Origin of the sequence: Butyricimonas muris, assembly GCF_046365375.1 — a bacterium.
Classification (GTDB): Bacteria; Bacteroidota; Bacteroidia; order Bacteroidales; family Marinifilaceae; genus Butyricimonas; species Butyricimonas muris.
On record NZ_JBKEIT010000005.1, the window covers coordinates 82184 to 102115 of the forward strand.

General features: G+C 43.0%; 18 protein-coding genes. All 18 read right to left on the reverse strand.

Features of this window, described 5'->3' with window-relative positions; all coding sequences use genetic code 11:
- Positions 1 to 6: 6 nt before the first annotated feature.
- The 18 genes from rfbC to aepY all read right to left on the reverse strand — a co-directional run bounded on the left by rfbC (position 7) and on the right by aepY (position 19932).
- Positions 7 to 552 (reverse strand): dTDP-4-dehydrorhamnose 3,5-epimerase, encoded by a 546-nt coding sequence (gene rfbC / locus ACK8P8_RS09685; protein WP_099293591.1) that lies wholly within the window; start codon positions 550 to 552, stop codon positions 7 to 9.
- Positions 553 to 617: 65 nt separating this feature from the next.
- Positions 618 to 1670, reverse strand: coding sequence for a dTDP-glucose 4,6-dehydratase (gene rfbB, locus ACK8P8_RS09690; RefSeq protein WP_303179331.1), 1053 nt, complete (start codon positions 1668 to 1670; stop codon positions 618 to 620).
- 119 nt (positions 1671 to 1789) lie between these two features.
- The gene (locus ACK8P8_RS09695) at positions 1790 to 2023 is read right to left on the reverse strand and encodes a four helix bundle protein (protein ID WP_099294684.1); all 234 of its coding nucleotides are present in this window, start codon (positions 2021 to 2023) and stop codon (positions 1790 to 1792) included.
- An 83-nt stretch (positions 2024 to 2106) separates the two neighbouring features.
- Positions 2107 to 2979 carry a glucose-1-phosphate thymidylyltransferase RfbA gene (gene rfbA / locus ACK8P8_RS09700; protein WP_186976338.1) on the reverse strand — a complete coding sequence of 291 codons (873 nt, stop codon included), beginning with the start codon at positions 2977 to 2979 and terminating at the stop codon, positions 2107 to 2109.
- Between the two features lie 34 nt (positions 2980 to 3013).
- Positions 3014 to 4303, reverse strand: a complete 1290-nt coding sequence (locus tag ACK8P8_RS09705; protein WP_099294686.1) for a nucleotide sugar dehydrogenase — start codon at positions 4301 to 4303, stop codon at positions 3014 to 3016.
- 50 nt (positions 4304 to 4353) lie between these two features.
- Entirely contained in the window at positions 4354 to 4752 is a 399-nt protein-coding gene (locus ACK8P8_RS09710; RefSeq protein ID WP_099293596.1) for a WbuC family cupin fold metalloprotein, read from the reverse strand.
- Positions 4753 to 4897: 145 nt separating this feature from the next.
- Positions 4898 to 5869 carry a Gfo/Idh/MocA family oxidoreductase gene (locus ACK8P8_RS09715; protein ID WP_369858816.1) on the reverse strand — a complete coding sequence of 324 codons (972 nt, stop codon included), beginning with the start codon at positions 5867 to 5869 and terminating at the stop codon, positions 4898 to 4900.
- A gap of 151 nt (positions 5870 to 6020) precedes the next feature.
- Positions 6021 to 8669 (reverse strand): alpha/beta hydrolase family protein, encoded by a 2649-nt coding sequence (locus ACK8P8_RS09720; RefSeq protein WP_369858817.1) that lies wholly within the window; start codon positions 8667 to 8669, stop codon positions 6021 to 6023.
- A gap of 6 nt (positions 8670 to 8675) precedes the next feature.
- Complete coding sequence (locus ACK8P8_RS09725; protein WP_099293599.1) at positions 8676 to 9080, reverse strand: lipocalin family protein; 405 nt, start codon at positions 9078 to 9080, stop codon at positions 8676 to 8678.
- 151 nt (positions 9081 to 9231) lie between these two features.
- Positions 9232 to 10371: a Wzz/FepE/Etk N-terminal domain-containing protein gene (locus ACK8P8_RS09730; protein WP_369858818.1), complete on the reverse strand. Its 1140-nt coding sequence runs from the start codon at positions 10369 to 10371 to the stop codon at positions 9232 to 9234.
- A gap of 1 nt (position 10372) precedes the next feature.
- Positions 10373 to 12736 (reverse strand): SLBB domain-containing protein, encoded by a 2364-nt coding sequence (locus ACK8P8_RS09735; protein WP_369858819.1) that lies wholly within the window; start codon positions 12734 to 12736, stop codon positions 10373 to 10375.
- A gap of 147 nt (positions 12737 to 12883) precedes the next feature.
- Entirely contained in the window at positions 12884 to 13855 is a 972-nt protein-coding gene (locus tag ACK8P8_RS09740) for an MraY family glycosyltransferase (protein WP_369858820.1), read from the reverse strand.
- Positions 13852 to 14754, reverse strand: coding sequence for an NAD-dependent epimerase/dehydratase family protein (locus ACK8P8_RS09745; protein WP_292266301.1), 903 nt, complete (start codon positions 14752 to 14754; stop codon positions 13852 to 13854). The genes ACK8P8_RS09740 and ACK8P8_RS09745 overlap by 4 nt, the downstream gene beginning before the upstream one ends.
- Positions 14755 to 15131: 377 nt before the next feature.
- On the reverse strand, positions 15132 to 16304 hold the full coding sequence (locus ACK8P8_RS09750; protein ID WP_369858821.1) for a hypothetical protein: 1173 nt from the start codon (positions 16302 to 16304) through the stop codon (positions 15132 to 15134).
- Entirely contained in the window at positions 16288 to 17058 is a 771-nt protein-coding gene (locus tag ACK8P8_RS09755) for a DUF6564 domain-containing protein (RefSeq protein WP_303179318.1), read from the reverse strand. Before ACK8P8_RS09755 ends, ACK8P8_RS09750 begins: the two co-directional genes overlap by 17 nt.
- Positions 17055 to 18056 (reverse strand): NAD-dependent epimerase/dehydratase family protein, encoded by a 1002-nt coding sequence (locus ACK8P8_RS09760; RefSeq protein ID WP_303179316.1) that lies wholly within the window; start codon positions 18054 to 18056, stop codon positions 17055 to 17057. The genes ACK8P8_RS09755 and ACK8P8_RS09760 overlap by 4 nt, the downstream gene beginning before the upstream one ends.
- 6 nt (positions 18057 to 18062) lie before the next feature.
- Positions 18063 to 18809: a metallophosphoesterase family protein gene (locus tag ACK8P8_RS09765; protein ID WP_303179314.1), complete on the reverse strand. Its 747-nt coding sequence runs from the start codon at positions 18807 to 18809 to the stop codon at positions 18063 to 18065.
- Positions 18802 to 19932 carry a phosphonopyruvate decarboxylase gene (gene aepY, locus ACK8P8_RS09770; protein ID WP_369859074.1) on the reverse strand — a complete coding sequence of 377 codons (1131 nt, stop codon included), beginning with the start codon at positions 19930 to 19932 and terminating at the stop codon, positions 18802 to 18804. Before aepY ends, ACK8P8_RS09765 begins: the two co-directional genes overlap by 8 nt.

The window sequence follows — 19932 nt, forward strand, 5'->3', positions numbered from 1 at the left end:
CCTCTTTTACAACAATATCGCTTCCCGAAAATTCGGATGCTTCTTATCTTTTTCAGACAAAATTAAATCTTCAGCCGGAATCTTCCAATCTATTCCCAGTTCGGGATCATCGAAACGTACAGCCGCCTCATGTCCCGGGGCATAAAATTCGTCACATTTATATTGAAATATCACCTCATCGCTCAATACCACGAAACCATGCGCGAATCCCTTCGGGATGAAAAACATCCGTTTGTTCTCCTCGCTCAACTCCACGACCGCGTGTTTGCCAAGTGTAGGTGAATCCTTCCGCATATCGACAGCCACATCCAATACCTTGCCTTTCACGACCCTCACCAGCTTTGCCTGCGTGTAAGGCGGTAATTGATAATGCAATCCTCTCAATACCCCGTATTTGGATTTGGACTCGTTATCTTGCACGAAATTGATTTCGCTCACGTTCTCGTTGAACCATCGAGCGGAATAACTCTCGAAAAAATAACCGCGTTCATCTCCAAATACCCGCGGTTCAATAATAACCGCCCCCTCGATTTCCGTTTTTATTACCTTCATTACAATTGAAAATTGAAAATTGAAAATTGAAAATGTAACATACATTTCCAATCTCAATTTAGTAATTATACATGGTACATTTCCTTGTAATAATTCATGTACTCTCCACTAGTTACGCTATCCAGCCAGTCTTGGTTTTCCAAGTACCATTTCACGGTCTTCTCGATACCTTCCTCGAACTGCAAAGAGGGTTCCCATCCCAATTCTTCGTGCAGTTTCGTGGAGTCGATAGCGTAACGCAAATCATGTCCCGCACGATCGGTCACGTAAGTGATTAATTTTTCGGAAGCACCTTCCGGACGTCCCAGAAGACGGTCGGTCACTTTGATCATTACCTTGATCAAGTCTATATTTTTCCACTCGTTAAAACCACCGATATTATACGTGTCCCCGATTTTTCCTTGATGGAAGATTAAATCTATGGCACGGGCATGATCTTCCACGAACAGCCAATCCCGCACGTTCTCACCCGTTCCGTATACCGGAAGCGGCTTATTGTGACGGATATTGTTAATAAACAGCGGAATCAACTTTTCCGGGAACTGATAAGTTCCGTAATTATTCGAACAGTTCGAAATCTTCACGGGCAACCCGTAGGTATCATGATAAGCCCGGACGAAATGATCGGAAGAAGCCTTTGATGCCGAATACGGGGAATGAGGATCATACTTTGTCGTTTCCAAGAAGAAGCCTCCATCCGGTTGCAAAGAACCGTATACTTCATCCGTTGAAACGTGATAGAACAACTTATCATCAAAATTACCGTCCCAAGCCAATTTAGCAGCTTGCAACAAACTCAGTGTTCCCATCACGTTTGTCTGCGCGAAAGAGAACGGGTCCCGTATCGAGCGATCCACGTGGCTTTCTGCCGCCAAATGTATAACCCCGTCAATATGATATTCAGAGAAAATCTCACGCATCCGTTCGAAGTCACAAATATCCGCTTTCACGAACTCGTAATTCGGCATATTTTCCACATCCTTCAAGTTAGCGAGATTTCCCGCGTAAGTCAACTTATCCAAATTGATAATACGGTAGTCCGGATATTTATTTACCATTAACCTTACCAAATGGGAACCAATAAAACCTGCACCACCGGTTATTAATAAATTTTTCATGCTTCAAAATTTAGTTGCAGGTTGCAAGTTACATTCGCCTTCGGCGAGTTGCAAGTTGCAAACTACAAGTTTATCTATTCAATTTTTATTTCATTTACCATGCTCTTCCAAGTAAATTATCAACTTACCTCTCCACAACTTCCCTTCGCTATCTGCAAAAACTTTTTAAACATCACGTTGCTTCCCGCTTCATACCCCTCCGCTATGTTATTCATCACGGACACAGCAGCTCTTCTTATCTGGTCATTAAAACCATAATCCTTCACATCAGCAGTACCCAAGTAAATTTGCTTCACTAATTCCCGAGCATCCTGCCAAATCTTAAACTCCTCAAAACATTTTACCGTCCCCATAACCTGCAACCTGAATTTATTACTAATATTTTCCCCCAACCTGCAACCCGCCGAAGGCAAATGCAACCTGCAACTTGTTGAAATTACTCCAGTAATTTCAACAAATACTGTCCGTATTGATTTTTAATCATGGGTTGGGCTAATCCCTTTAACTGTTCTGCTTCAATCCATCCTTTACGATAAGCAATTTCTTCCAGACAAGCGATTTTCAAACCTTGGCGTTTTTCAATCACCTCCACGAAAGTAGACGCTTCCGCCAATGAATCATGAGTACCCGTATCCAACCACGCGAACCCGCGTCCCAACAACTGTACCTTCAAATCACCTTTCTCCAGAAAAGCCTGATTCACGGTAGTGATTTCCAATTCACCGCGAGCGGACGGTTTTATTGTCTTCGCCACTTTCACGACCTCGTTCGGGTAAAAATATAAACCGACCACGGCATAATTGGACTTCGGTTGTTTTGGTTTTTCCTCGATACTCAAAACGTTCCCGTCCTTATCAAATTCTGCCACGCCGTACCGTTCGGGATCATTCACCCAATAACCGAATACGGTAGCTTTGTTTTCCTCCTTGGCATGTTTTACCGCGTCCAACAGCATTCCCGTGAAATGTTGGCCGTAAAAGATGTTATCTCCCAACACCAGACACACGGAATCATCACCGACAAACTCCTCGCCGATAATAAACGCCTGTGCCAACCCGTCCGGACTCGGTTGTTCCGCATACGTGAAATGTACCCCGTAATCGGAGCCGTCACCCAACAGACGCTCGAACCCCGGTAAATCTTGAGGCGTTGAAATAATTAAAATATCCCTAATTCCCGCCAGCATCAATACTGAAATCGGATAGTAAACCATCGGTTTGTCGTATATCGGCAACAACTGCTTCGATACGCCTTTGGTAATTGGATATAACCTGGTCCCGGATCCACCGGCTAATACAATTCCTTTCATATCTTCTATTTATGACGCGAAGTTATCATTTTATTTATAGGCTCCAGTATTTCATCTGATGAATTTTTCCCCGGTAGATACCTTTCACATCCCCGAGCACGGCATGTTCATAAGTCAATCCCCGGAAATACGCTTCGTCCAAATCTATATATTCTTTGTGAGAAACGGCAACAATTATCGCGTCATAGTTCGCTCTCGGCTGTTCAATCAATGAAAAACCGTATTCCCGAAGAACTTCTTCCGGATCGGCATGCGGGTCTGTAACATCCACGTCAACCCCGAAATCTTTCAACTCGTTCACGATATCCACCACTTTTGAATTACGGATATCCGCCACGTTCTCTTTAAACGTGATACCCATCACCAGCACCCTCGCTCCCAGTATATTCTTGCCCATGGCGATCATTCGCTTCACGATCTTTTTGGCAATATACCCGCCCATTGTATCGTTCACGAACCGCCCGGCATTAATCATTTGCGGGTGATATTTCAATTCTTTTGCCTTGTGTACCAAATAATAAGGATCGACACCTATGCAATGTCCCCCGACCAAGCCGGGATAGAACTTCAAGAAATTCCATTTTGTCCCGGCAGCTTCCAGTACATCATACGTGTTGATTCCGATACGACTGCAAATAATAGACAATTCGTTCATCAAGGCAATATTGACGTCCCGCTGGGTATTCTCGATAATCTTACCCGCCTCGGCAACTTTAATACACGGGGCCCGATGCACCCCTGCTTTCACCACCAACTCGTACACTTTCGCCACGGTTTCCAATGTTTCCGCATCACCGCCGGACACTATTTTCACTGTATTCGTCAACGTGTGTACCTTATCACCGGGGTTAATCCGTTCCGGGGAATAACCGATCTTGAAATCCACCCCTGCCCGTAACCCGGAAACCTCTTCCAGAATCGGAACACAGTCCTCCTCCGTGCAACCGGGGTAAACCGTGGATTCGTATACCACGTAATCGCCTCTCTTTAACGCTTTTCCCACGGTGCGGGATGCTGACAACAAAGGAGTTAAATCCGGTTGGTTAAAACGATCTATCGGGGTGGGCACAGCCACGATATAAAACGATGCTTCCCGCAACACGTCTACCGAAGAAGTAAACTCGATATCCGTGTTCTCGAATGCTTCCGCGCCTAATTCATCACTCGGATCTATATGTTCCCGCATTTTTGCCAAACGCACCTCGTTTATATCAAAACCTATCACAGCAATCTGCTTCGCGAACTCCAACGCTATCGGCAATCCCACGTATCCCAACCCGACCAACGCCAACTTCGCCTCCTTATTTATCAACTTGTCAAACATAACCATAATTTAGAATTTAAAATTTAGAATTTAGAATTATCTCGATCATTCTAAATTTCCAATCGGTCTTTCGGTTCGATAGGAGTGTAAGGCCCGTCTTTCACCTCGAATATCACGGTGTCCTTCTCCATAACTTCCAGCGTGTGCCATTGCCCGGCAGGAATATGAATACCATAATTCCCCTCCGACGGAGCAAGTTCCACTTCTTCCGTCACCCGCTTGTCATCATCATAAAAATACACGCGAATCCTTCCGCGGAGCACAATATAAGTTTCCGCCGTCATACAATGACGATGAACAGGCAATTCCGTTCCCGGTTCCAGTGCATTCAGCAAACGTTGCGCTTTCGCATCCAATGAATCATGAAAATTATAATTCATCCGCAAACGCTCGCTTTCCCTCGCCTGCCGGGATACTTCATCCAATAATTCGTTATCTATTATCTGCATATTTTATTCGCCTTCGGCGAGTTACAAGTTACAGGTTCACAGGTTACAAGTTCATTTCAACCACATGAATTTTACCGTTCCTCACCACATTATATATCATTAAAACCAGTAATCATTCAATCTAAAATTTAAAATCTAAAATCAATTATCGGTTCCACCCGAACGGATGTTTCGCCAAAGGCAACTTTGCCAACGGGTGATAATCACCTTTCAAGCCGATCGGGGTAGCATGCCGGATATCATGCACGATACCGATACAATTCCGGGCTTCCTCGATGCGGAATCCGTTACCCGCCAGAATCTGACGGAAACTCTCCGTGTGCAACTCCGTGAATCCTTGACTAAACTCGAATTCTTCCCCCTCGATTTGTATCGAGCGGAATGTCCGTTTCTCTCCCTGCACGGCATTCTCCGGCAGATTATCGGCGTTGATACTCAAGAAATAACGTACCCGTGCTTTTTCCAGTCCCAAAAAACCTGCTACCCGGTCGTGACTCATCACGTGCACGATATTCTCTTTCACCGGACCGAATATCCATGATAACATATCATAAAAATGCACCCCGATATTCGTGGCCACCCCTCCGCTCTTGCGTTCGTCGCCTTTCCAACTCGTGTAATACCAGTTCCCCCGGGAAGTAATATATGTCAAGTCCACGTCATATACTTTATCTTTCGGTCCCTCGTCAATTTTCTTTTTCAACGCCTTGATTGAATCATGCAAACGCAACTGCAAAATCGTGTACCCCTTGTGTCCCGTTTCCCGCTCCACGTCTTCCAGTGCATCTATATTCCACGGGTTCAACACCAGCGGTTTCTCGCAAATCACGTCCGCCCCCAACCGCAAACCGTAACGGATATGCGCGTCGTGCAAATAATTCGGTGTACAGATAGAAACCATGTCCACCCGAGCGGTCGTTTTCTTCAACTTGGAACAATGCCTGTCAAACAACTCCATCTCCGTGAAAAAAGAACAGTTCGGGAAATAACTGTCCATGATCCCGACACTATCAAACTTATCGTACGCTGCCACCAAATTATTCCCCGTGTCTTTGATCGCACGCAGGTGTCTTGGGGCTATATATCCTGCTACACCGAAAATTGCAAAATTCTTCATAATCTACTTTTATTTTATACCGTCCACCTCATGTAAAATTGGGACTTTCAAAGTTATAACTTTAATAAGTTTCTTCAAACGAAACCAAAGAATTTGAAATAAAAAAAATCCATGCAGGGTGCATGGATTCTTTAACCCCACTATTTAATGATTAAAAATCATACTTCTGGTCGTATCCCCGCTCGTAGATATTAATACCCTCTTTCATCCACCGGGGCATAGGTTCATTCTTGAGATAGTGATTGAAAAATTGTTCCATCCGTTTCGTCCAGTCCTTTTGTGCCGGGCGTGCATTCAAGAAGTGACCTTCCCCGACATAATTCAACATCCATGCCGGACGTTGCAGACGCCGCAAGGCAAGAAAAAGATTTCTACCGTCATAATAGGAAACAGCCCCGTCCTTATCACAATGGAAAATCAACGCCGGGGTATGAATCCGATCGGCAAACAACAAGGGTGAATTCTCGATATAACCCTCCAGATTTTCCCACAAGGTAGTCCCCATGCGACATTGCCAATCCTCGTACATCAACATACAAGGGACACCGCTTTCTTCCCGGATCCCGGTATAGACAGAGGTCAGGTTGATCAAAGCTGCACCGATATTCACGCAGGTGAACATATCGGTTCTCGTCACCAGATACGCGGTCTGGAACCCCGACCAACTATGTCCCTGCAAACCTACCCGTTTCGGATCAATGATTCCTCTGTCAATCAAAGCTTTTGTTCCGCTCACAACCGCATTGTAAGAACTTTTCCCCGGGTTGCCTATCTCGAAATAAACATCCGGCTGAAATACAATATATCCCTTGCTGACATACGTGGGGATGTCAATCATAGCGTGACTCAACCCGGGCACGGGATGAAGGTGCATCTCGGGAGTATGGGTTTCATAGAATGCCACTATCGTCGGGTAACTCTTGTTCTTGTCGTAATCATCCGGTAGATAGAGTAATCCTTGATTGGCTTTCCCGTCATAATTCGTCCACTCCACCTGCTGCACCGTTCCCCATTTATAATCGGCCCGTTGCGGGTTGACATCCGTGACCTTCCGCATCTTCCGGAACGAGGGATCGGTAATCCACAAATCCCGGTCTTCATAGTAATTCTGTTTCGTGCACAACAACGTATTCCCGTCGGCAGACTGTTGGGTAATCGTCAACATAAAAGCACCTTCAATCTTAGGTGCAAGTTTTCCGGACGGGGACAACGCCCAGACACCTGTATTCTTTGTCGTCCAATCCGTAGACATGACACGATTCTCTCGCTCCATATCCACTTGAATAATATCCCAATCGATATTAAACAAACGGAATATCGTGTTACGTTTACGCCCTTCCTCGCGCGTCCAACAATACGTTTTTTCTCCGGTCAAGTCTACTACCCAAATATCGAAACGATCATAAACAAGAAGCCGCCTCCCGTCCTTACTCCATCCCGCTATACCGTAAGGCGGTGCAGGATTCGGGCGATCGTACAATTCGTCGTGTAACGGGTAAGGAATTTCATCGGTTAGCACCCTGCGGTTTAACGTACCCGGTTCCAGTACTACCCATGAACGCTTGCCGTTATCGTAATAGAGTAAATAATCCCCCTTGGGACTCCAGTAAATCCGGCGAGTCAAGGCTTCCGCCACCAATTGGTGCTCCGCGGTAACCAGATTCACCAGATACAAATCAAAACGGGTGTCATGCAGCCAGTCCCGCTTGTTCAGATAAGGCTTTTCATCCTTCTCGTAAGCATAAACAGGAGCATCCGTATCAGGCATACACAATTCCGGGTGACCTGCCTCACAAAGTTGTATACACCCGCCGCCCTCTGCGTCCGATATAAACCGTTCGGGAGTGGGCACGGCTGGACGATACCCGCTTATCGCTTGTTGCGAGGGTATCACCGGATCGTTCCAACTCCAAAGTTCAAGGGTAAAACTCTCGTCTTTCTCCCCCTTGGGCTTTGCAGCTTTCGGAGTTTTGTGCTTCTCGAATATAGAACGTTTCGATTTTCCCAATTGTCGCACAGACCGCATATTCACGTCCATTACTTCTATCCGGTCCGCGTCCAGAAGTTCCGTCACCCGTTTGTCTTTCAATGAAAAAGTATAATATCCTTTCTCACCTTCATCCCCGGCAAAATAAAATCCGCCGTCCTTTCCCCACTCGTTGAAATAAAAACGCTCCAACCGTTTCGTGGTATCCCGATACAGGCATTCGTACTTGCCCGCCTTATTCCGCGAACCGAAATAAATCGTATGGCTATCGGCTTCCCGCTTCAGGTAGACAATCTTCCAATCCTTATCGTAAAGGCAATAAGTGCCGACACCCGTCAAAACCAGACTATCATTCGTCTGTATATTTTTCACGACCAGCGTATCATTCGTTTGATAAGCGGCCAAGGGGATAACGGGATTGAGTTCCATACCCTCTCGCAAACAGACCTCCTTCTTGTTCCGCAAACAACGCGCCACACGAATCACATCATCACCTTCCTTCTTACCGTAAACAATCCACTCGTCCCCGGCAAAAAACTCGGGAGAATCCGGACACTCCAAAGTGCTCGTTCTCCCGGTTTTTACATCATAGAAATAATAAATATTTCGGGCAACCTTGTTTGCCGCATCATTATCGAAATACATGTACCGGTACATCACCCACTTCCCGTCGGGCGACAGCTTGTAACTGTCAACCCTCCGCCACTTCCGGTAAGCCTCTTCATCTAACACCTTTTTCTGCGCTAAACAGGAAAAGGAAACTAAAAACACATGAATAAAACAGAGAATAACGATATATGATAAACGGCACATAGTCTTTTACTTTTGAGGGGTTACTCGTTCTTTGATAATTTTGGTATTCAAATACAGGAACGCGATACGTGGCGGTCCGGCACTCACGAGCAAAGAGAGGCTGTCTGAGCTCAACTGTGTAATTTTCTCTTTCGTCAAGTACTCTTCTCTCGTTCCGTCATCCTCGATACTTTCCCCCTTAATGATCAGATACCCCTCCTGAATCTCCCAAGTTTTCAGATCCAGACTAGGGATATTGATACTTTCACAAATACCACCTTTCTTGAAACGGAATCCCTTCAATTCTCCCGTGGACTGATAGGTGTAAGGATTACACCACTCTCCAAGCAATTTCTTTTCCATTTCCTTCTGGGGGTCTGTGGCACACGCGACAAACAGGAGTGTCAGACCGATGTAGATTAAATTCTTCATGTTTCTAAATTTAAGATTTTACTTTTAATACACATCTTAATTACACGACCTACCCTGAAAAGGATTAACGCCACTCGAAAAAAATCACGAGGGCGGAGAATAAAAATATTCTCCGCCCTCGTGATTTTAATTGCAGCCCCTCAGTCCCGGACTATTCTTTTATCCATTTTTTCAATTCATCATTCCCGAACGTGTTAGCCAAAAACGGTAATCCCAATACCACTCCGACTCCGGCAAAACCACCCAAGAAAGTAAAAAGCACACATATCAACCCTCTTTTGGGTTTCGAGCGTTCCACGGGAACCACTACCGGCTCAACAACCGTTAATATCGGGGTTGTTTCATTCACGGCGATTTCAGCCTGTTCCAGTTGCTTCGCCAATTCCGAGTATACATTATACGCAAGATTATACTCGTTAGTCAACATATCCTCCCTCGTCTTGGCCACAGCCGAAACGAATCCTTTATTGGCATCCCGGAACTTGGCAAGCTCATCCTGTCTGACCTCGTAACGTTCTTTCGCCTTATCATATTGCTTTTGCACAAAGTCCAGATTTGACTGCACCTTCTCAATCTTGAAACGAGTGATGTACTCTTGCAACAACTTCTGAGCCTGCTGAGCCAATTGAGCTACGGCCAAAGGCTCCGGCAATGAAGCGGACAACTGTACGTATCCGTCTTTATCATTCACGTTCAACGAAACAATCCTATCCAATATCTCGGCTACCTCTTTTTCATCCTTCGAAAGCGATTGAATCGCCGAGCCTTGCTCCGTCATGATCTGTGTCGTGTCTTCCCCTCGGATAGCACCGATGATCACTCCCGGCAAACCAATCGTGTACTTTTTAATAACCCCGAAAAGACTGAATTTTTTATACTCGTCTTTCGTGTAATAATCAAACAAAGTAACAGGTTGTTCGTATTCCTCGAATTTCAATGGTGTCGCCATCAACTCCTTTTTAAAAGGGATACTTGCCAATATCTTGGGATAAATCGTCGGGGCAAGAACTTCACCTCCGCCCATGGAACCCAAATTAATACCCACCATCGAAGCCAAACCGCTCAATCCGCCGCTTGCTTTCTTGTCACCGCTCTGGGGGACCATTGTACATCCCGCGGAATACTCTTTCGGGCTAAAAAGGGCTACCAACACACCTATTACCATAAAGACGACCGTGATCTTAATAATCAATTTACGGTTCTTCCATAATTTCCGGATGACTTCCACCAAATCAATCTCCTCGTCTTGCTGTGGTATCTGATTCGTCTGTTCTTTTATTTCCTGTCCCATACTACTTCGTGCTATTAAGAATTGATGTAACCATGGCAGCAATAGAGGTTGTCGAAGAAGTCAGACTTAATATTTCAGGCAACCCCAATCTATTCTTTCGCTCCAACTTCATCGGAACAATAATCTCACATCCCGGCTCGATCTTCGGATTCCGTCCCCCTCTCCGTACCGCCAATGTTCCATTCGGGTAAATCACGTAAGCCCTGCGCTTCTTCGCGTTCATATTAAAACCGCCCGCGTTGTCAATATAATCCCTTAACGACATCTTACTCTTGTAAGTCACCGCGTTGGGGAACATAACCGCTCCGCTGATTTTCACCGTATTCACGAAATTAGAAACATGCAATACATCCCCTTCGCGCAAAACGAGATCCGCTTCTCCACCCGGATTAGCAAGTGCTTTTTCCAAATCGATACCCACGGGATACGTCCGTTCAGCGATAAGACTATCTATTATAACCGAATCCTTTCCCGTGAGTGCGATATTTTTTGCAGCTTCAAATCTCATCAATTCGTCTTGATTCATCCGACGCTCCAAACGAGCCCCTTTCACGTAGGCCTTTGAAGTTACCCCTCCGGCACGTTTCACCAAATCCGAAAGCCTGTCATTTGCCGATGCTTTAGCGTAAACCCCCGGATAAAGAATCTCCCCGTCAACCCGCACGTTCTGTTGCTCCCGGTATCCCGGTGAACGACGCACGTAAAGTTCATCAAACGGTTCCAAAACAAAATTCTTGATACCATCCACCATCAACCCGTCCTTCAACGCAAAAGTGAACAATTCCGCCTCTTCCGGGGCTTCGGTCGTACTCTTCGGCGACTTTATTCTTCGGGAGACATCCACTCGCACCTCGGATGCCGACTCCAAAAGTCCCCCGGCTTGAATAATCGCATCCTCGATAGTCATGTTCTCCACGAAATTATATTCTCTCGGGTTCTTTACTTCCCCCCGGATTTGTATCACGTAACCTTCTCGCAAAGCTGTTTTAGAGGGCACATACAACACGTCATTCTTCCTCAAAACAATATCCTCGACCTCGCCTTTCATAAATTTGCCCAAATCAATCGCAAGAGCTTCACGAGTTAAATCTTCTCTCTCGCGATACAATATGGCACGATTCAAAAAAGCATCCTCTCTCGGTCCCTCCACCACATCCAACAAATCTTTCAACGTCGCAATCGAAGCACTGATAGCATATTTTCCCGGACGGAAAACAGCCCCCTCGACAGACACCCGATTCTCGTAGCGGGGCAAAATGGCATCCACCAACACGGAATCCCCGTTCGCCATAACAAATTCAGGAAATTCCTCATTATACACCGTGTACATCTCGTACTCGGAATCACCCTTCCGTGTCACGTTCAAGTTCTTCTTGTAAGCATCCCCGGTAAAACCTCCGGCATACTCCAATGCTTTACTCAAAGTTTCATCCCCCTTCAACTCGTATCTCATCGGGCGCTTCACCTTACCCAAAATCGTCACGATCTTCTCGTAAGTCCCCACGTTAATCAAATCCCCGTCCTGCAAAACAATATCGAAAGTATTGTCCCCGTTCATGATGTACCCATAAACATCCACGTGCTTAAAAGCCTTGCCATTCCGGTACAACACGACATCACGCAACGTTCCTACTTGATTCACACCTCCCGCGGAATACAAAGCATGAAACACCGTTGCCAACGAAGGTAAAGTATAAGTCCCGGGCATCACGACCTCGCCCATAACATTCACTTGAATACTGCGGATTTTACCTAAAGTAAGCTGTATAAAAGTTCCCGGATTCTCCGAACTCAAATCCGAATATATACGACTGAATACATTTTTCAAATACGCGGAAGCCTCTTTCACTTGTTTCCCGCTTAAATAAACGGGTCCCAACCCCTGAACATTAATACTTCCGTCCGGAGATATTTCTTCCCGGAGCGTGGTTTCCGAATTACCCCATATATCGATAATCACCTCATCGCCGGGAGCTAACTTATAATTCTCGGGAGTCGGGATACTCAAATTAGGTTCAAAAGTCAACCTTCCATTATTAAAAATTTCCCTGCCGAACACATCATTCTTACTCCTCGGACGAATCACGACAGTATCTTTTGTCACCTGTAAAGGCGCCATCGTTCTTCCTCTCGAATTATCAGCCTGTCCTTGTTGCGTGCCGGTTTGACTACCGTAACTCTTCTGGATTCGCTGTATTTGCTCCATCGTAACCCCTTTCTGGGTCAACATCAAAATGATTTCATTCTGGGACTTGCCTTGAGCCTGTGCCTCTTTCACAGCTTCTACCACTTGTGTATCTGACATTTGGGCAAAAGCAAACCTCGATACGCCAAGTATTAGTACGATCAATATTAAAAATCTCATATTACTTTTTTTGAATGTTTTTACGCAACCATCCTCTCGGTTTACAGCCAAACCGCCCCCTCACGGGGCATACCGTAAACCGAATAGCCGGATCGACCGCAAAGATACTGTATTAATTGAAAATGAAAAATGGATACGCGAAAAATATTACTTCTCTTCCAATAAAGCATAATATTTACGACGCAACGGAAGATAAACCGCCACAAGCACCACCAAACTCACGATAGCGTAAAAAAGAGTATACGCCGGAGCATATTTCAAAACAAGCCAATACCCTCCCCCGACAAGCGCCTGTGTTGCCATATAAAAAAAAGATACCGACAAATGGGGAATCTTCGCCTCGTTAGCCAACAATTGATACAAATGCTTCCGATGCGGTTGCCCTATATTCTCTTTCAACATCAAACGATGGATAATTGTCAACACACCGTCAACCCCATACACGCTCAATAAAATCAACACCGAAATCTCCCCCGTGCGCATGATAAAAGTCCCTAGCAGGAAAAGAAGTATAAAAGCAATAGCAACAGCCCCCACGTCACCGGAAAAACACCTCGCGTGAGTTCTGAAATTATAGAAATTAAATACCAACAATGACAGAATAACCACCGGAATAAAACCCGCGGGCGCAATCTGTATTACCCAAGCGTTTATCCCCCACAAAGCCAACAGTACAACCAAGCTATATCCCCCGGTAATCCCGTTGATGCCATCCATAAAATTGTATATATTCAGAATAGCCAAGCAAACGAACAAAGCCACAATCACGTATCCCCACGAAACCTCGTGCACCCCCAACTGCAACAACAAAAGCAACAAAGCAAAAGTCTGCACCAGCAAACGCAACTTCGCCGAAAGCGGATGCATATCATCCATAAAACTCACTACCGCCACCAACGTCAACCCGCACAAAAACCACGGGGCGAAAAAACCGAAAGTCAACCCGTAAACGAGCACTCCCAAATAAAAAATCACCCCGCCTCCTCGCAGGGTAATTGTATGATGGGAACTCCTCTCGTTAGGAATATCCATGATCTTGTATCTTTCCGCTATTTTAAAATAAATGTTCTCCATCACAAAAAGTAGAAGGAGAACAAACCCGTAAATCCAGTCTATCATTTTCTTTGCTTGAACGATTCAACCATCTCACGAATCCCGTCTTCCAAAGTATAACGAGGTTCATAACCGATAGAATTTAAAGCCAATTGACGATCTATCACAACATCACCCCACAACTTCTGATAAAGATCCGGGCGAATTTTCTCAACCATTCTCAAAAACAAAGACGGGGAAGGTAAATTAATCGTGTGAACACCCAACTGTTCAGAAATCACCTCTATAACATTACGTGTTGAATAGGGTTCTTTATCTGTCGGGTAGAAAATACCTTCAGCCTCTTTCTCCACGGTTAAATGGATAAACTCTATCAAATTCTTCACGTTAATAAAATCACGACGATTCCGAGCCGAACCGAACGGAAGCGGTATATGACGATTCACCAAACGAATCAAACGCATCATATTTCCCGGAGCCATACCACCACCATAAGCCATCGGGGGACGAATAATCACCGTCTTGAACTCGTGATCACTCATCGCCAACAACTCCTTATCAGCTTTCAACTTAGAACTTCCATAATAAGTCCTCGGCATTTCCGGTGTTGTCGTAGAAATACGACTGGCAGTACCAAACACGGCAATCGTACTCATTTGAATAAATTGACGAACGCCTGCCTGACGGGCTTTCTGAGCCAACACGCAAGCCATACGATAATTCACCTCATCATAAAGTTCCTGATTCTTCTCTTCCGGACGGTGTACGATAGCAGCGAAATTAATTACCGCATCAAACCCGACGAACGATTCCACAGGCATATCCCAAAACGCCTTTACCACGATTTCCTTATCGTATCCTGTAGGACGTCGGCTATAACAAGTTATCGAATCCTCCGACTGGTAATTTCGAATAAACTGTCCAGCAATAAAGCTACTCCCTCCAATTATCAATATTTTTTTCATTCCTCGATCTATTTAAACGGCATAAAATCTTACTCTGTCCATTTTATGGACCCTAAACAATCTCCTTAACGCGTTATTCATTTTACTCGAAAAACGCCTCCTCGTTTTCCAAAGCTTGTTTACGTCGTGTAGACCTTAAATGTTTGATTTGTATTCATATAATTAATAATAGTGTGTTGTGTATGTTGCTTTTTACTTTCAAGATGCGAAGATATGATAAAGGTTGCGTCAACAACGTGAGTTTTTTTGTTTTTAACAAATCCTTAACAAGTCAGCAATATAATCTTATTTTTTGTCTAAAATATTTCGCAATAAAAAACGATTCATATATTCATTCTCCCCGCATTACACAATTACACCCTTTAATATAGTACCCATCATTTATTTCTCATAATAATTTGTTCTATTAGAAAATGTCCCACTTCATCAATTTCATTAAAGTGAACAACTTTAGGCAAAATCACCCCAAAAGCATTCTTCACCTTTTCCACTAAAACATCCGTGTATACCAAATTTCCATTAATAACATTTTCAATACCATCAAGAACTATTGATTCTCTATTAGCTTGCCTCATCCGGGACATCGAAAAAATACTTTCATCAAAATAAGAATCGACATTCTCCCCATCGATAATATAAGGATACCCTCCTATTTCCCCCTGTACCCCCGGTGAATGTACTTTCATTTTCTTCTTTAAACGTATAGCTTCCAAGATCGTATAAATGATATCGAAATTGCTCGATGCATTCATCATATTTCTCTTCTGATCCACAGGCATCGCAATTGCACAGTGTTTAAAAATCTCCGATTGTTCGATCTCCACGTTATGACCTTGGTACTTAACATCCAATAAAATTTTTTGCCCTTCAGCCTGTCCCTCCTTACTGATCACAACATCATGAAAATGACTAACAGCCAAAGTAACATCTATATCATTCAAATTAGCAATTTCACATTGTTCTCCTACATAAAATTTAATCCGCGGAATCAAATGATTCAAATTACCACTACCGAAATCAGGATATAATTTACCGGCAGATTTTAACCAAGGAATCACAGCATCAGAATATGAGGTATTAATAACAATTGCATGACTTCCGGCAAGCTCACATCCTTCCATAATATTACGGGCATAGCGTATTGAAAGTGGTGTCCAAATACCATACGCTCTCAAAGTATGCCAAGATATACTACCATACTTTAAACCTGCATACACCCTACTACTGTTAACGATAATATCCGGCTGATAACGGGCTATTGTTTTTGTAATGGAATCTATATGGTCTAGATCACAAGCACCATCTACCGTGATTTTACTCCTTAGAGCCCCTCGAATCACAGCTGCCGTTCGCACTATATTAACATCTTGAATTAATTTATCCAAATTTCTTCCAACCACAACAATTTCCATCTTTTCATCTTGTAATCCAACAAGATAGTCTAGCAAATATCCCCCAACACTTCCAAGTCCCATGATCATCACTTTCACAACACCATCAGCCTCCAGCTTTTGCCGTAACAGATTTAATTTATCATTTGTCGCTTTCATTCGAATTATCATTTTCAATTTTAGAATATATCTTTAAATAATCAGCCACAGTATTACAGTTTTCCCATTCCTCAATAACACAAACAGATATATCATGACACTTAATATTACCATAATATCCTTGTATTATCTCCAAGTTTGTTCCTTGCACCTGTTGAGCAGTCAATTCCGAAACAACACCCTTCAATTTTGGAAAGTTCAAAAATTTCCAAATCTGGGCAGAATTATAAACAGCTCTAAAAGCCACCGGAATATTCAACAACTTATGACTTACATCGTAAATATAACGCACAAGATAATCTTGATCTACATATAAAACAACCGCTTTATCAGCCAAGATCAATTCCCTATTCACTGTTACAACATCTTTTTCAGACCTTAGCACGTTTTCAAAACTTTCAGAATCAAAAAACAAATCCCCCTCCACGAAGATCACTTCATCCGCCCAACTAATAGCCTCAATACCTTTAATCAAACTATAGCTGGAGCCATACGTGTTATACTTATCATTATAGACTAATTTTATCCGAGCCCTAAATCTCTGGCAAAATACATCAACATATTCTACTAATTTATCATACAGATATCCTCCAACAATAATATATTGATCTACTCCATCAGCTTTCTGAAGAATTTGATATAATAAGCTATTTTCAGGTTTATCTTTATAATAAAGACATTTCAAGACCTCTTCTTCCGTATCCCGATTAAAGCGGGTAGCTGTACCTGCAACTGTAATGATTATGGCTTTCATTCCTTACATTCTTTACCTAAACACATATCCAAACCTTGCGAAAGTTTCACAATAGGCTCCCATCGGGCCCTTTGCCTAATTTTTTCAGTATTCAAAATCCTGCGTTCCGGATCTGAAGCCCGGTAACCTGAAAACAAAATAGCAGGTTCTTTAATCCCTAACTTAGATGCGATTAACTCTACCAATTCAACAATAGATATCTCCTCGTCTGTTGCCACATTATAAACAGAACCATCCAACGCCTCTATAGAACCCAACAATGCAAGTATAGCCCGACAACTATCAATATTATGCAAGAAAGAACGTTTATTTTTCTTCGAATTTTCCAATAACTCAACTTCACCTTTGTTCTTCAAACTTGTTATAATATGAGGAATGATATGCTTGGGATACAACTCATGATCACTATAAACATTAGCAAACCGGATAGAGCATCCTTTAATCAGTCCCCTATCAACCGCATCTTTCATGAAAAACTCCGTCAACAACTTCCCTACAGCATAACTTGTACGTTGGCTATGTTCAGCCGTAGCCAATACTAAATAATCACTCTCTCTCACCCCTCCGTTTTCGTTCCACGATTGCATCGAATATACCTCTGAGGTAGAGCAATTAATATAGGCTTTAGCTCCTATTTCTATTGCCTGATCCAAAAAATTCTTCATGCCAGTAACATTTGTCATAAAAGTATTTTCAACTTTATAAAAATGCTCGGTATGAACAACAGCAGCACAATTTATATAAAAAACATCACAACCATCCTCTACTGCTTCAAGAGCAATTCGACCAACCATCTCCATCTGCTTCGCATCATTCAAATCGTATTGAAAGAATTCAAAATTCTCCCTACCGAGTAGATCACGAACTGAATCAATAGAACTAGCAAAAAAATTGTCAAAACCCACTACTCGATTTTCCTCTTTTTTTACTAATTGACGAGCCAACTCATTTCCAGTCATCCCCGTCACCCCACTTATTATATATGCATTCTTTTTCATATCTTATCAAATACCGTTTAACAATCTGTTTTTATAAAACACATCTACCGCATCAGTATATAAACTTTGTTCTAAAGCAATATCATATTCGACAGCATTATAGTGAAATGTATCAGTTCCCATATCCCAGTATAAATATTGAGCTTTGGGATTGTGATTCCTCGGTTGTCCAATCGATCCCGGATTCATAAACACAGTCCTTTTCTTTCCCCTAAACTCAATACATCCTCCAGCATAAAACATTTCTACATGAAGAGGGAAATGAGTATGTCCTGACAATACATAATCATACTTCGAGTAACTTTCTTCTTTCATTGATTCTGAAGTCAATTTTCCCCAGTACACATCCCGCAACTCCCCATGCAAACACAATACAGAACGACCATTTAATAATATTTCCGCGTATCCTTCGCCCTGCATTCGACTTTGAATATACTCGTAACTATCAGCTGTCAAAATATCTTTCGTATACTTTAAAGCAACACGTCCCCGTTCACTCGAAAAACGAGAAAAATGTGTACTATCCATCAAAGCCTTTTCGTGATTACCGAATAAATTACACATTACTTCGTATTCTTTTGACAAGGCTTTTATTTCCAGTATAACCTCATTAGGACGCATCCCGTAATTTATGATATCCCCTAAAAAAAATATTCCATCAGGTTTATACTTTTCTTTAAAATCCCGTATTACCGCCTTTAGTGCAGATAAATTCGCGTGTATATCCGATAATATAACAAACTTGCTACCCATTCTTAAGAAAATTCATAAAATCATGCTTATTCTCAACAGGAGAAGTTGCAGGACGCCCAAGATCTCCTCTCGAATCAATCCTCACTCGAATTTCCAGTAATACTGGCCCCTTAACTTCCCTTATATTCATCAATATTCTTTCAAGTTCATCTTTAGTTTTTGCCACAAACACATGTTTATACCCACAGGCTTTTGCCACAGCAGGAATATCCAGATAAAATGCCGCCGTCGGTTGTCCGCCGACAGACTCGTGTGCTCCATTATTAAATACGAAATGCCTGTAATTCATTGGTGCCAACTCGCCAATATTACTAATCGCCCCCATATGCATAATAAAAGCCCCATCACCATCAAAACAAAAAACTTCCCGATCAGTCTTCTCGATAGCAATCCCCAATGCAATTGAAGATGCATGCCCCATAGAACCAACAGTCAGAAAATCTCTCGCATGCCCTTGCCCTAACGCTGTCCTATATTCATATAATTCCCTCGACAACTTTCCCGTGGTAGACACAACAATATCCCGTTCCTTCAAGTGAGCAACAGTGATCTTCAAAGCCTCTTCCCGTGACAACGGATAATCATTTTCTACCTCTTTCTGCAATTTATACTTACCGAATAATCCTTTACGGATAAGCAGAACATGAGAAATACTCTCGTTTTTAACCTGTACAATCGCATTTTGTATTTGTTGCAATGCCAGCTCTTCCCTTTCATCCAATATCGTATACGGAATCTGCATCGCCTCCAACAAAGCAATAGTAACCTCCCCCTGCTTTTTATGTTGAGGCTCATCTTTTATACCCGGTTCTCCGCGCCATCCTACCATAAACAACATTGGCAATTTATACACCTTTTCATCAACTAACGATAACAAAGGATTAATAGCATTCCCTAAACCGGAATTTTGCATATACACCAACGGAATTTTACCTGTTGCCAGATAATATCCGGCAGCAACCCCAACTGCAGCGCCTTCATTAGCTGCAATTAAATTTTTTTCTTCCGGGGTAAAATCTGTAATATACGCACAAATACTTTGCAGTAATGAATCCGGAACCCCGGTAAAGAAATCCACTCCTTGGGCAATAAAGGCGTCGTACACTTTTTTTACATCAACCAT